This window comes from Pseudomonas sp. NPDC077649 (genome assembly GCF_044542855.1).
Lineage (GTDB): Bacteria > Pseudomonadota > Gammaproteobacteria > Pseudomonadales > Pseudomonadaceae > Aquipseudomonas.
Map to the genome: position 1 here is coordinate 824,335 of NZ_JBITVF010000001.1, position 12,630 is coordinate 836,964.

Consider the following 12,630-nt stretch of genomic DNA (forward strand, 5'->3'; position numbering starts at 1 on the left):
CCTGGGTCTGGCGGTTGAAGCGCAGGATGTCGCGCAGCATGCCCCAGAATCCCGGCGAGACCAGGTTGCGGCGTTGGGCGAACAGGCTGTTGAGGTCGTGACCGTTGTACTCCAGGCCGCTGGCCGGATCGCTGACCGAAAAGCTCATCTCGGTGGGCTGGTAGGCCACGCCGAGCTGTTCCAGCAGGCGGATGAAGTTGGGGTAGGTCCAGTCGTTGAAGACGATGAAGCCGGTGTCGATGGCGTACGCGCGGCCGTCCACCTCGACGTCCACCGTATGGGTGTGGCCGCCGACCCAGTCGCTGGCCTCGAACACCTGAATCTCGTGCTGGCGATTGAGTAGGTAGGCGCTGGTCAGGCCGGCGATGCCGCTGCCGATGATGGCGATTTTCATGGGGCGTCCTGGGTGGTGGGCTCGCTGCGCGCCAGGCGGCGGCCGATGGCCAGGCGCAGGCGTTTGGGCAGCAGGCCGAGGAGTTTCAGGGTGACGATAAAGGGCGCGGGAAAGGCGATTTCCAGCGGGTGCTTGTCCAGCCGTGCGGCGATGTGCCGGGCGGCCCTTGCCGCCGGCCAGCGCATGGGCATGGGGAAGTCGTTCTTTTGCGTCAGCGGGGTGTCGACGAAGCCGGGGCTGACCAGGGTGACGTCGATGCCTTCGCCGGCCAGGTCGATGCGCAGCGCCTCCAGCAGGTAGCGCATGGCCGCCTTGGAGGCGCCGTAGGCCTCGGCGCGCGGCAGGGCGAGGAAGGTCACCGAGCTGCCGACGCCGACCAGGTGCGGCCGCTCGCCCCGGCGCAGCTGGGGCAGGGCCGCCTCGATGCAGTGGCTGGCCGACAGCAGGTTGGCGCGTATCACCCGCTCGATGAGGGCGGACTCGTACGCCTGGGCGTCGAGGTACTCGCAGGTGCCGGCGTTGAGGATGGCGCAATCCAGCGCGCCCCAGGCCTGCTCGATGCGCTGGGCGATGGCGCGCACCTGCTCGGGCTCGCAAAGATCGCCCGGCACCACCAGCACCTGCTCGGGGAAGCGCATCGCCAGCTCCTGCAGCGGGCCGCTGCGGCGCGCGCTGAGGGCCAGGCGGTGGCCGCCGCGCAGCAGTTCCTCGGCCAGGGCGATGCCGATGCCGCTGCTGGCGCCGGTCAGCCAGATACGCTTCATGCCAGCCTCCGCTTCAGCCAGCCGATGCTCTGGCCGAGCACGGGCAGATGCTCGTAGAGCAGGGCGCCGGCGTCGAAGTAGTCGCGGTGCAGATAGGCCTTGTCGCGCCACTGCAGGTGCGTGCAGCCGTCGACCTGGATCGGTGCGCCGCGGGCCAGGCGCGGGTGGCGGTAGCTCAGGGTCCAGCGCAGGTAGCCTTGGCCCTCGTCGACCCGGTCGCGGCCGTGGAACTCGAAGCGCAGCGCGTCGACATTGGCGTACAGCTCGGCGAAGTAGCGGCGCAGCGCGTCCAGGCCGTGCACCTCGTGCAACGGGTCGCGAAACAGCACGTCGTCGCTGTACAGCTCGCCGAGCCGCTCGAGGTTGTCTTTGTTCAGCGCGGCGAAGCGTTCGCCGAAGGTGGACAGGAAATCGCTCATGCGGGCACCTCCCGGTTGCCGAGATGCTTGAACGCGGCCAGGGCGCGTTCGCGCGAGCGCGCCAGATCGACGATCGGCCGCGGGTAGCCGGCCGGGGCGAGCAGTCCGCCGAGCGCGGCCGGATCATGGATGTCGCGCTTGTTCAGCCCGGCCAGCTCCGGCACCCAGTGACGGATGAAGTGGCCGTCGGGATCGAACTTCTGCGACTGGCTGATGGGGTTGAAGATGCGGAAATAGGGGGCCGCGTCGGTGCCGGTGGAGGCGCTCCACTGCCAGCCGCCGTTGTTCGCCGCCAGGTCGCCGTCGATCAGCTGACGCATAAAGAAGCGCTCGCCCTCGCGCCAGTCGATCAGCAGGTTCTTGGTCAGGAACATGGCGACGATCATGCGCAGGCGGTTGTGCATCCAGCCGGTCTCGCGCAGCTGGCGCATGGCGGCATCGACTATGGGCAGGCCGGTGCGGCCCTGCTGCCAGGCGGCCAGCTCATCCGGCGCGTCACGCCAGGGCAGCGCCTCGGTTTCCTGGCGGAAGGCGCGGTGCATCGAGACCCGCGGGTAGCCCACCAGGATGTGCTTGTAGAACTCGCGCCAGAGCAGTTCGTTGATCCAGGTGACGGCGCCGGGGTTGCCGCTGTCGAACTCGCCGCGGTTGGCGCGCAGCGCCGCATGCAGGCACTGGCGCGGCGACAGCACGCCGGCGGCCAGGTAGGGCGACAGCTGGCTGGTGCCGGGCGTGGCGGGAAAGTCGCGCGCCTCTTGGTAGAACTCGATGCGCTCCTCGGCGAAGCGCGCCAGGCGGCTGTGCGCCTGCTCTTCGCCGGCCGGCCAGAGCGCCCGCAGCGCCTCGCTCGGAGCGGAGAAACCGGCGACCGCGGCGGGCAGCGGGTCGCTGGCCACGTCCAGCGGCGCCTGCGCCTTTGGTTGTGCGCGCAGCGCCGGCAGGGCTGTGTGCAGGCGCTGGTAGCAGACCTTGCGGAACTGGCTGTAGACCTGGAAGTAGCCGCCGGACTGGGTCAGCACGCTGCCGGGCTTGAACAACAGCTGGTCCAGATGGCTGTGCCAGGCGACGTCCTGCTGCGCCAGGTAGGCCGCGGTGGTGCGGTCGCGCAGGCTCTCGTGGACGCCGTACTCCTCGTTGACCTGCACCGTGCCTATGGCGTGCTGGTGACAGACTTCGGCGACGATGGCGGGTGCCTGCTCCCAGTCGTCGCACTGGCGCACCAGCAGCGGCACGTTCAGCCGCTGCAAGGCACGCTGCAGTTCGACCAGGTTGCGCAGCCAGAAGTCGACCTTGCACGGCGCGTCGTCGTGGGCCAGCCACTGCTTGGGGCTGAGCAGGTACAGCGCCAGGGTCGGGCCGGCGGCCATGGCGCTGGCCAGGGCGCTGTTGTCGTGCACGCGCAGGTCGCTGCGCAGCCAGATCAGTTGACGCATGGTGAATCCTCGAGGGGGCCGAGCAGGCCCTGGCGCTGCAGCCAGGCATGGGCGGCGAGCGGGTCGGCGGCCAGCGCCAGCTCGGCCAGCACGTCGCGGTGGATATGGGCGGCGGGGCCGGCCAGCAGCAGCGGGATCCGGCACTGCCGGTGCAGGCGCGGCAGTTGGCGGCGCAGCAGGGCGCCGTCGAGCGCCTGGTCGGCGTACAGCAGCAGCGCGCGCGGGGCGATCTGCTCCAGGGCCAGGGCCAGTTCGGCGGGCGGCAGCGGCCAGTCGAACACCTCCACCGGGCAGTCGCTGTCGCTGACCAGCCAGGCGCACAGCCACAGGCCGGGCTCCATCGGCGCGTCGCCGAGGTTGACCAGCAGCAGCGGCGCACCGCCGGCCTGACGGTTGTTGTGGTAGATGCGCGTGGCGAACTTGCTGCGCAGCCAGGAGAAGAAGAACACCTGCTCCAGGCGCGCGCCGAACTGGCCCTGCCAGCGCTGCTGCAGTTCGCCGAGCAGCGGCCAGAGCAGGCGTTCGACCAGGGTGCGCAGCGGGTAGAGCGCCAGGGCGGCGTTGAAGCTTTCGTCCAGGCGCCGTTCGGCGAGCTGGGCGATGTGCCCGAGCAGCTCGCCGCGCAATTGTCGCCAGCCGCCGTCGGCCGGCAGCTGCAGCGGTTGGCGGCTGTCCAGCAGTTCCTTGACCTGGCTCACCGCGACGCCGCGTCCGAGCCAGCCGAGGATGGCCTGGATGCGCGCCACATGTTGCGGCGAGTAGAGGCGGTGACCCTTGGCCGTGCGCTGCGGCACGATCAGCCCGTAGCGGCGCTCCCAGGCGCGCAGGGTGACGGCGTTGACCCCGGTGCTGCGCGCCACGTCGCGAATCGGCAGGTAGCCCTGGGCGAGGGCGCTGCGCAGCTGATCGGCGGCCTCGCTGCGCTGCAGTTGGTCGTTCGGCTCAGAGGGCATTGCGCAGACTCAGACGTTCTGGATGCGGCTGCAGGTAGACCTGCTCGGCGATGTAGCGATCCGGGTGGCGGCGGAAATGATGTTTGAGCAGGGTCAGCGGCACCACCAGCGGCACCACGCCGTCGCGGTACTGGCCGATCAGCTGTTGCATCTCCTGTTTCTCGTCGGGGCTGAGGGCGCGCTTGAGATAGCCGGCCAGGTGCTGCAGCACGTTGCTGTGGGTGCCGCGGGTGGCGCAGCGCTTCAGCGCCGCCATCAGCTGGCTGAAATAGTGCGGCGCCAGGCTGGCCAGGTCGTGCCGGGCGAGATCGCCGAGCAGACGGCCGAGGGCCTTGTACTGCAGCGGGTCGGTGGCCAGCAGCAGGTACTTGTAGCGCGAGTGGAAGGCGATCAGCGCGCGGCGTGTCAGGCCCTCCTGCAGCAGACGTTGCCACTCGGCGTAGGCGAACACGCGGGTGAGGAAGTTCTCGCGCAGCACCGGGTCGTTGAGGCGGCCGTCTTCCTCCACCGGCAGGTCGGGATGACGGGCGCAGAAGGCCGCGGCGAAGATGCCACGGCCCGGCTCGCTGGGGCGGCCGCCGTCCTGGTAGACCTTGACCCGCTCCAGGCCGCAGGACGGCGACTGCTGCATGAAGATGAAGCCGCAGATGCCCTGCAGCTCGCCGGCCATGCGTTCGGCATAGGCGGCCAGGGCGTCGGTGACGTCGTGCGAGCGTTCCACCGTGCCGACTGCGCGCGGCGCCTGCGGGTCGCCCACCAGGCGAATCGGCTGGCGCGGCACCGGCATGCCGATGCCGACTTCCGGGCACACCGGGACGAACTCGAAATGCTCGGCGAGGCTGCGGCTGCACAGGCGCGACAGCTTGTGACCGCCGTTGTAGCGCACCTCGGCGCCCAGCAGGCAGGCGCTGATGCCTAGTTTGGCTTTGCTCGGTTGCATGACTCGACCTCCGACTGTCTTGTACATGGGCTTAGCCATGTACAACTTTTGTCCATCATAGGTCTGCTGTTGTACAAGTCAAATGCTTTGTACAGCTTGTGTATGGCTTTTTGTGTGTGACGACAAGCGCCGCGCGAGCGCGGCGTCAGGGCGGGGAGGGGAAGAGAGGGGCTTCAGCGCCAGCCTTGCAGCCAGCGCTGGGTGTCCTGCAGCTGGCGCCAGTCGAGCCGCTGGCTGCGCCGGGTCAGCACAGCCTGCAGCTCCACGGCGAGAATGGTGTCGGCCTCGTCGCGGATCAGTTCGGTGACCAGGAAGTGGCGTTCGCGGTTCTGCGGCTGCGCCGCGGTCCATTTCGACAGCAGCAGCTTGCGCGGATTGAGCCGCCGCGCGGGCGTCATGCCAGGTGTTCGAGCAGGCGGCGGGCGGCGTCCTGGCCGCTGAGCCAGGCACCCTCGACGCGGCCGGACAGGCACCAGTCGCCGCAGGCGTACAGGCCCAGGTCGGCGTCGGCCAACGCGCCCCACTGGTGGGCCTGCGCCGGACGGGCGTAGAGCCAGCGGTGGGCCAGGGTGAAGCTGGGCGGCGGCACGGCGCAGCCGATCAGCTCGGCGAAGGCACCGTGCAGCTGCTCGATCACGGTGTCCTTGGGCAGGTCCAGGTGCTGCTTGCTCCAGGCGCTGCTGGCGTGCAGCACCCAGGTGTCCAGGCGGTTGTCGCGGCCGGGCTTGCTGCGGTTGCGCGCCAGCCAGTCGAGCGGGCTGTCCTGTACGAAGCAGCCCTCGACCTTGGTCTCCAGCGGCGTGTCGAAGCCCAGCGCCACCGCCCAGGTCGGCTCCATGATCACGCTGGCGGCGGCGCCGGCCAGCTTGGGCGCGGCTGCCAGCAGGGCGCTGGCCTGCGGCGCCGGGGTGGCGATGACGACGTGGCTGAACGGGCCGTGGCTGCAGCCTTCGGCATCCTGCAGGCTCCAGTGGCTGCCGCCGCGGAATACCTCGGTGATGCGGCAGGCGAAGTGCACCGGCAGGGCGCCGAGCAGGGCGCGGGTGATGGCGCTCATGCGCGGCGTGCCGACCCAGCGCACCTGTTCGTCCGGCGAGGCGCTGAGCTGACCGTCCTTGGCGTGGTACATGCCGGGCGTCCATTCGGCGACCCAGCCGCGGGTCAGCCACTGCTGCACCACCTCGACGAAGCGGCGGTCACGCGCGGTGAAGTACTGGGTGCCCAGGTCGAGGCTGCCGACATCGCTGCGCTTGCTGGCCATGCGCCCGCCGCTGCCGCGACTCTTGTCGAACAGCTGGACCTCCTGGCCGGCGGCGTGCAGGGCCTGGGCGGCGGACAATCCCGCGATGCCGGTGCCGATGATGGCGATGGGTGCGTTCATGGTGACCTCGTCAGCTCTGAATGCTTTACAGGCTACGCTTTGGACAAAAGCTATACAAGAATGCTTTCATGTACAGCTGTTGCCTCGGGTGTCGCTCCTTACTTTAGGTTTAGGACAAACGCGGCCATCAATAAAGGCACGTGTGTGCGTCATAAACCAGACTAGGGGTGAAAGCTCATCAATTTCCATGCGAGGACGATGCCATGCATATCCTGCTGACCGGCGGTACCGGCCTGATCGGCCGCGGGCTCTGCGCCTACTGGGCCGAGCAGGGCCACCGCCTGACCGTCTGGAGCCGCGAGCCGGACAAGGTGAAGCGCCTGTGCGGCGCGACCGTGCGCGGCATCGGCCGGCTCGAGGAGCTGGCCGAGGAGCCGCTCGACGCCGTGGTCAACCTGGCCGGCGCGCCCATCGCCGACCGGCCCTGGAGCAGCAAGCGCAAGGCGCTGCTGTGGGCCAGCCGCATCGGCTTGACCGAGCAGCTGCTGGCCTGGCTGCAGGGCCGCAGCCAGCGCCCGGCGCTGTTGCTGTCCGGCTCGGCGGTGGGCTGGTACGGCGACGGCGGCGAGCGCGAGTTGCACGAGGACACGCCGCAGGTCACCGACGATTTCGCCGCGCAGCTGTGCGGCGCCTGGGAGGAGACCGCCCTGCGCGCCGAGGAACTGGGCCTGCGCGTGGTGCTGGTGCGCACCGGCCTGGTGCTCAGCGCCGATGGCGGCATGCTCAAACGCCTCCTGCTGCCGTTCAGGCTGGGCCTGGGCGGACGCCTCGGCGACGGCCGGCAGTGGATGCCCTGGGTGCATATCGCCGATCAAATCGCCCTGATGGACTTTCTCTTGCAGCGAGACGCTGCCCGGGGTCCCTATAATGCGTGCGCGCCGCAGCCGGTGCGCAACGCCGAGTTCGCCAGGGCGCTGGGCCAGGCCCTGCATCGCCCGGCGATCCTGCCGGCGCCGGCCTTCGCCCTGCGCGCCGGCCTCGGCGAGCTGTCCGAGCTGCTGCTCGGCGGCCAGCGCGCGGTGCCGACGCGCCTGCTGGAGGCGGGTTTCAGTTTTCGCTTCACCCATCTGGACGTGGCCCTGGCCGATCTGCTGGGCCATCACTGACTAGGATTTCGCATGACCGATCACGCATTGTTGCTGGTTAACCTGGGTTCGCCCGCGTCCACCGAAGTAGCCGATGTCCGCCGTTACCTCAATCAGTTCCTGATGGACCCCTATGTCATCGACCTGCCCTGGCCGCTGCGCCGCCTGCTGGTGTCGCTGATCCTGATCAAGCGCCCGGCAGCCTCGGCGCATGCCTATGCCTCGATCTGGTGGGACGAGGGCTCGCCGCTGATCGTGCTCAGCCGCCGCCTGCAGCAGGCGATGCAGGCGCACTGGACGCGCGGCCCGGTGGAACTGGCGATGCGCTATGGCGAGCCGTCCATCGAAACCAGCCTGCAGCGTCTGGCCGAGCAGGGCGTTCGCGAGGTGACCCTGGCGCCGCTCTACCCGCAGTTCGCCGACAGTACCACCACCACGGTGATCGAGGAGACCAAGCGGGTGCTGCGCGAGCGCGGGCTGAAGCTGCGCCTGTCGATCCTGCCGCCGTTCTTCGAGCAAGCCGAATACCTCGACGCCCTGGCGGCCAGCGCCAAGCCCTACCTGGAGCAGCCGTTCGATCACTTGCTGCTGAGTTTTCACGGCCTGCCCGAGCGCCATCTGCACAAGCTCGATCCCAGCGGTCATTGCCTCAAGGGCGCCGACTGCTGCCGCACGGCCTCGGCCGAGGTGCTCGCCGGTTGTTACCGCGCGCAGTGCCTGCGCAGCGCCGAGCTGTTCGCCGCGCGCCTGGGTCTGCAGCCGCAGCAGTGGTCGGTGAGCTTCCAGTCGCGCCTGGGCCGGGCCAAGTGGATCGAGCCCTACACCGAGACGCGCCTCGACGAGCTGGCTGCGCAGGGGGTGAAGAAGCTGCTGGTGATGTGCCCGGCCTTCGTCGCCGACTGCATCGAGACCCTGGAGGAAATCGGCGACCGCGGCCGCGAGCAGTTCGTCGCGGCCGGCGGCGAGAGCCTGCAGCTGGTGCCCTGCCTCAACGACCACCCGGACTGGGCGGCGGCGCTGAAGACCCTGTGCGAGCGTGCGCCGCTGGCCATCTGAAACGGCCGCCGCGCCATTCGCCCCGGCGGGTATGAAGCATTCGCCCGCCTGATAACACCTTCGAGCGATACTCAGCGCCGTTTATATCGCCCTAAGCTGACGCACTTTCAACCGCCGCGCGCCGCGTTCAGCGGTGCCGAGGAGAGCGTCCGTGCATAACAACAATAACGGCTATCCCTCCAGTGCCCGTGCCTGGGTCACTGTCGCCATCCTGATGGTGGCCTACGTGCTGTCCTTCGTCGACCGGCAGATTCTCAACCTGCTGGTCGAACCGATCCGCCGCGACCTGCTGATCAACGACACGCAGATGAGCCTGCTGATGGGCCTGTCCTTCGCCCTGTTCTACACCATCTGCGGCATTCCCCTCGGGCGCGTCGCCGACACCCGCAGCCGGCGCGGGCTGATCGCCATCGGCGTGCTGTTCTGGAGTGCCGCCACCGCGGCCTGCGGCATGGCCAAGCTGTACTGGCAGTTCCTGCTGTGCCGCATCGGCGTCGGCGTGGGCGAGGCGGCGTTGTCGCCGGCGGCCTATTCGCTGATCGCCGACAGCTTTCCCGCCGAGCGCCGCGCCACCGCCATCAGCGTCTACTCCATGGGCGTCTACTTAGGCTCGGGGCTGGCCTTCCTGGTCGGCGGGCTGGTCATCCAGTTCGCCTCGGCGCAGGGCAACGTGTTGCTGCCGGTGCTGGGCGAAGTGCGCCCCTGGCAGTTGATCTTCCTGATCCTCGGCGGCGCCGGGGTGCTGTTCACCCTGCTCATGCTGGCGGTCAAGGAGCCGGCCCGGCGTGGCGCCGGCGCCGGCGTGGCGGTGCCGCTGGCGGATGTCGGCCGCTATATCCGTGCCAACCGTCGCACCGTGCTGCTGCACAACTTCGGCTTCGCCGGCCTGGCCTTCGCCGGCTACGGCAGCGCGGCCTGGGTGCCGACCTTCTATATCCGCACCTACGGCTGGGACGCCGGTCAGGTCGGCATCGTCTACGGCTGCATAGTGGCGGTGTTCGGCTGCCTGGGCATCGTCTTCGGCGGGCGCCTGGCCGACTGGATGGCCAAGCGCGGGCGCAGCGACGCCAACATGCGCGTCGGCCTGTACGCCGCGCTCGGCGCGCTGCCGCTGGTGCTGCTGTTCCCGCTGATGGACACCGCCTTCTGGGCCAGCGTGCTGCTGGCGCCGACGGTGTTCTGCCTGAGCATGCCGTTCGGCGTGGCGCCGGCGGCGATCCAGGAGATCATGCCCAACTCGATGCGCGGCCAGGCCTCGGCCATCTACCTGTTCGTCATCACCCTGATCGGTCTGGGGATAGGCCCGACCGCGGTGGCGCTGGTGACCGACTTCGTCTTCGCCGACGACAACGCGCTGCGCTACTCGCTGCTGATCGTCACCACCCTGGCGGTGCTGATGTCCATCGTGCTGCTGGGCAAGAGCCTCAAGCCCTACCGCGAGAGCGTGGTGCGCCTGGAGCAGTGGGCGGCCAGCCCGGCCTGAGCCCCGTAGGGGGCGCCGCGCACCAATGATGAAAAAGCCGCGATAGTCGCGGCTTTTTCACAGAGCGAGCGGGTTTAACGACGATAACGATGATGGTGCTTGTGGCCGCGCCAGTGCTTGTGCGGGTGGTGATAGTGGCGCGATTTGTAGTGATACGGCCGGGGTTCGTAGTAGCGCGGGCCCACCACCACGGTATAGGGGCGGTAGTAGACCGGCGGCTCGTAGTACACCGGCGGTGGCGGGTAGTACACCACGTGCGGTGGTGGGGCGTAGTAGATCCGGCTGTTGGCGCCGATCACGCCACCGACCACGGCGCCGACTACCGCTCCGGCGATGGCGGCGTCGCGACGATCCGAGGCCTGAACCGGTTCCACGCCGGCCAGTGCCAGGCTGGCGAGCAGGCCGGTGACGAGGGAAATACGCGTATGCATGAGCGTGCCTCCTGTAGGGCCGGAGCGATCCGGTTACTGGTTTCGACCGATACTCGGGCGGCGCATTGCATGGCGCTGTGTAAAAGCTATGTAAACCAGGGGGCGCTGCCTGCTGGCTAGGAACTGCGCTTGGTGCCTCGACCGCTCAGCCGCCGGCTCGAGCGCGGGCCATCGACTTCCAGGTGGAGGCCGGCGAACAGCCGGTGGATCAAGCGCTCGTGGCGTTCGATGGCGTCGGCATGGCGCTCGATGACCATGGGCAGTTGGCGCAGGCTGTCCGAGGGGGTGTCGAGCAGGAAGGGCAGTTGTGGGTTGCCGAGACTGTGCTCGATCTCGCCTAGGTGCAGGAGGATGTCTTTCTCCATCTCGTTGAGCTGAACCAGCATGTCCAGCAGCTCGCCCTGCACCGGCAGGCGGGTGGCGTCGCACAGGCGGATCAGCAGCAGGCCGGCCTCGCGCAGCAGGCCGATCAGCTGCGTGCTCTTGATGCCGTAGTGGACGATGGCCAGGCTATCGCTGGCGCGCCGCTGGTAGTTGAGTCCGGCATGGGGCAGGCGATGGCCGGCGAGGTCGCGCGGCTGCTGGCCAAGCTTGAGGCCGAGCCACTTGGCCTTCAACTGCACGAATTCGGCTTCGAGGCTGTCCTTCTGCTCGAACAGGCGGTGCAACTGCTGGTGGGGCAGCAGCGGCTCGGGTGTCTTGCCCAGGCTGCGCTGCGAATCGCGGACACTTTTCCACAGGCGCCACAGCATCAGCGCGATGCATAGCGCGGCGAGTCCCGACAGGGCCAGCAGCAGGGCGGGCTCGGCCTGGGCCAGGGCATCCAGTCGCGAGGTGAGGGGGATCGGTTGTTGCATCCGTGAGCTCCAGTGCGGGTCCATCTGACTGGGTGATTCGAATCCAACGCACTACAGGTTCGCCCACGGTCGGCCGATGAATGATCAACAGGCTTAGCGTAGTTGCCCGCCGGCGAATTGAAATGGCTAAACGCTAGTATTTTTCCGCAAGCCGCTGGCCTGGGCGTCACTGTGCCCAGCGCTGCTGGATGCGCTCCAGCGTGCCGGCCTTGCGCAGTCGTACCAGCGCCTCGGAGAACTGCCGGGCACGCTGGATATCGCCCTTGGCGAAGGCGACGAAGCGCGGCATCTGCACCAGCGGGCGGGGCAGGATGCGCACCTGTTGCTGGGCGCGCTGTTCGCGGACGAAGTACTGCAGTTGCACGCGGTCGCCGACGATGATGTCGATGCGCCCGGCCAGCAGCATCGACACCAGCTGGCGCGGGTTCTGCGCGCTGCTGTCGCGGGCCAGGTCGGCGCGGTCGAAGTGCTCCTCGTAGGCGTAGCCGCGCACCTGGCCGATCACGTAGGGGGCGAAGTCGTCCAGCGTGCGCCAGTCGGCGATCGCGGTCTTGGCGGTGGTCATGAACACCGTGGCGCCGCTGCGCAGCGGGCCGACCAGTTCGTACTGCTCCTGGCGCTGCGGCGTGCCGGCGAACTGGAAGGCCATCTGCGCCTCGCCGCGCTCGAGCATGCGCTTGACCCGCTCCCAGGGGTAGAGGCGGATCTGGTGCGCGACCCTGGCCTCGCGCAGCACCGCCTCGACCAGCTCGACGTCGAGCCCGCGAGGCGTGTCGTCCTCGCCGGTGACGAAGCTGTAGGGGGCGAACTGCTCGTCGCCGACCACCCGCCAGGGCTCCGCGGCCAGGGGATTGGCCAGGGCCAGCAGGACGAGCAGCAGAAGGCGCATGGCGGGTCTCCTCGGGGCGGGCTTGTGTTCAGGCTAGCCAATTTTCCCCGAGGGCGTGCGGCAGATCAGACCTTGCGCACGAACTCCGACTTGAGCTTCATCGCGCCGATACCGTCGATCTTGCAGTCGATGTCGTGGTCGCCGTCGACCAGGCGGATGTTCTTCACCTTGGTGCCGACCTTGACCACCAGCGACGAGCCCTTGACCTTGAGGTCCTTGATCACGGTGACGCTGTCGCCGTCCTGCAGCAGGTTGCCCACCGAATCCTTGATCGCCCGCGCCGCCTCGTCGCCCCCGGCGGCGTCGCCGGCCCGCCATTCATGGGCGCATTCGGGGCAGATCAGCTGCTCGCCGTCAGCGTAGGTGTATGCGGAGTTGCACTGGGGGCAAGGTGGCAGGCTGCTCAAGGGACGTCCTCGACTGTGGGTTGATAGACCCTGAATTGTATAGGGTTTTGCCCGCGGGCGCCGCTCTAGGACGCCGCTCGGCTCGCCGGTGATGTCAAAAATATTGGACTTTCCGGGTGGGCAGGTTTCACCGCTTTT

At 68.7% G+C, this 12,630-nt stretch carries 15 protein-coding genes; 3 read left to right on the plus strand and 12 right to left on the minus strand.

Features of this window, described 5'->3' with window-relative positions; translation table 11 throughout:
- The 8 genes from ACIGFL_RS03675 to ACIGFL_RS03710 all read right to left on the minus strand — a co-directional run.
- Nucleotides 1-394: NAD(P)-binding protein (locus tag ACIGFL_RS03675; protein ID WP_397496166.1), on the minus strand; the 394-nt coding region annotated here is incomplete at its 3' end.
- Complete coding sequence (locus ACIGFL_RS03680) at nt 391-1,158, minus strand: SDR family NAD(P)-dependent oxidoreductase (protein WP_397496167.1); 768 nt, start codon at nt 1,156-1,158, stop codon at nt 391-393. The genes ACIGFL_RS03680 and ACIGFL_RS03675, both read right to left, overlap by 4 nt.
- Nucleotides 1,155-1,577 carry a nuclear transport factor 2 family protein gene (locus tag ACIGFL_RS03685; protein ID WP_397496168.1) on the minus strand — a complete coding sequence of 141 codons (423 nt, stop codon included), beginning with the start codon at nt 1,575-1,577 and terminating at the stop codon, nt 1,155-1,157. The genes ACIGFL_RS03680 and ACIGFL_RS03685 overlap by 4 nt, the downstream gene beginning before the upstream one ends.
- Nucleotides 1,574-3,010: a deoxyribodipyrimidine photo-lyase gene (gene phrB, locus ACIGFL_RS03690; RefSeq protein WP_397496169.1), complete on the minus strand. Its 1,437-nt coding sequence runs from the start codon at nt 3,008-3,010 to the stop codon at nt 1,574-1,576. Before phrB ends, ACIGFL_RS03685 begins: the two co-directional genes overlap by 4 nt.
- Entirely contained in the window at nt 2,998-3,963 is a 966-nt protein-coding gene (locus ACIGFL_RS03695) for a MerR family transcriptional regulator (RefSeq protein WP_397496170.1), read from the minus strand. The genes phrB and ACIGFL_RS03695 overlap by 13 nt, the downstream gene beginning before the upstream one ends.
- On the minus strand, nt 3,953-4,903 hold the full coding sequence (locus tag ACIGFL_RS03700) for a DUF523 and DUF1722 domain-containing protein (RefSeq protein ID WP_122108303.1): 951 nt from the start codon (nt 4,901-4,903) through the stop codon (nt 3,953-3,955). The genes ACIGFL_RS03695 and ACIGFL_RS03700 overlap by 11 nt, the downstream gene beginning before the upstream one ends.
- A gap of 173 nt (nt 4,904-5,076) precedes the next feature.
- Nucleotides 5,077-5,301 carry a TIGR02450 family Trp-rich protein gene (locus ACIGFL_RS03705; protein ID WP_021444930.1) on the minus strand — a complete coding sequence of 75 codons (225 nt, stop codon included), beginning with the start codon at nt 5,299-5,301 and terminating at the stop codon, nt 5,077-5,079.
- On the minus strand, nt 5,298-6,284 hold the full coding sequence (locus ACIGFL_RS03710) for an NAD(P)/FAD-dependent oxidoreductase (protein WP_122108304.1): 987 nt from the start codon (nt 6,282-6,284) through the stop codon (nt 5,298-5,300). The genes ACIGFL_RS03705 and ACIGFL_RS03710 overlap by 4 nt, the downstream gene beginning before the upstream one ends.
- 203 nt (nt 6,285-6,487) lie before the next feature.
- On the opposite strand from ACIGFL_RS03710, the gene ACIGFL_RS03715 reads away from it, so the two are divergent.
- The 3 genes from ACIGFL_RS03715 to ACIGFL_RS03725 all read left to right on the plus strand — a co-directional run bounded on the left by ACIGFL_RS03715 (nt 6,488) and on the right by ACIGFL_RS03725 (nt 9,908).
- Nucleotides 6,488-7,390: a TIGR01777 family oxidoreductase gene (locus tag ACIGFL_RS03715; protein ID WP_397496171.1), complete on the plus strand. Its 903-nt coding sequence runs from the start codon at nt 6,488-6,490 to the stop codon at nt 7,388-7,390.
- Between the two features lie 12 nt (nt 7,391-7,402).
- Entirely contained in the window at nt 7,403-8,425 is a 1,023-nt protein-coding gene (gene hemH / locus ACIGFL_RS03720; RefSeq protein ID WP_397496172.1) for a ferrochelatase, read from the plus strand.
- Nucleotides 8,426-8,576: 151 nt separating this feature from the next.
- On the plus strand, nt 8,577-9,908 hold the full coding sequence (locus ACIGFL_RS03725) for a spinster family MFS transporter (protein ID WP_397496173.1): 1,332 nt from the start codon (nt 8,577-8,579) through the stop codon (nt 9,906-9,908).
- Nucleotides 9,909-9,982: 74 nt separating this feature from the next.
- Here ACIGFL_RS03725 and ACIGFL_RS03730 read toward each other — a convergent pair whose 3' ends face one another.
- The 4 genes from ACIGFL_RS03730 to ACIGFL_RS03745 form a co-directional block, all read right to left on the minus strand.
- The gene (locus ACIGFL_RS03730; RefSeq protein ID WP_397496174.1) at nt 9,983-10,339 is read right to left on the minus strand and encodes a hypothetical protein; all 357 of its coding nucleotides are present in this window, start codon (nt 10,337-10,339) and stop codon (nt 9,983-9,985) included.
- 116 nt (nt 10,340-10,455) lie between these two features.
- Nucleotides 10,456-11,196, minus strand: a complete 741-nt coding sequence (locus tag ACIGFL_RS03735; protein WP_397496175.1) for a hypothetical protein — start codon at nt 11,194-11,196, stop codon at nt 10,456-10,458.
- A 166-nt stretch (nt 11,197-11,362) separates the two neighbouring features.
- Nucleotides 11,363-12,085, minus strand: a complete 723-nt coding sequence (locus tag ACIGFL_RS03740; protein WP_397496176.1) for a substrate-binding periplasmic protein — start codon at nt 12,083-12,085, stop codon at nt 11,363-11,365.
- 65 nt (nt 12,086-12,150) lie between these two features.
- A complete protein-coding gene (locus ACIGFL_RS03745) occupies nt 12,151-12,492 on the minus strand; it encodes a zinc ribbon domain-containing protein YjdM (RefSeq protein ID WP_122108308.1) in 342 nt (113 codons plus the stop codon).
- Nucleotides 12,493-12,630: the final 138 nt, after the last annotated feature.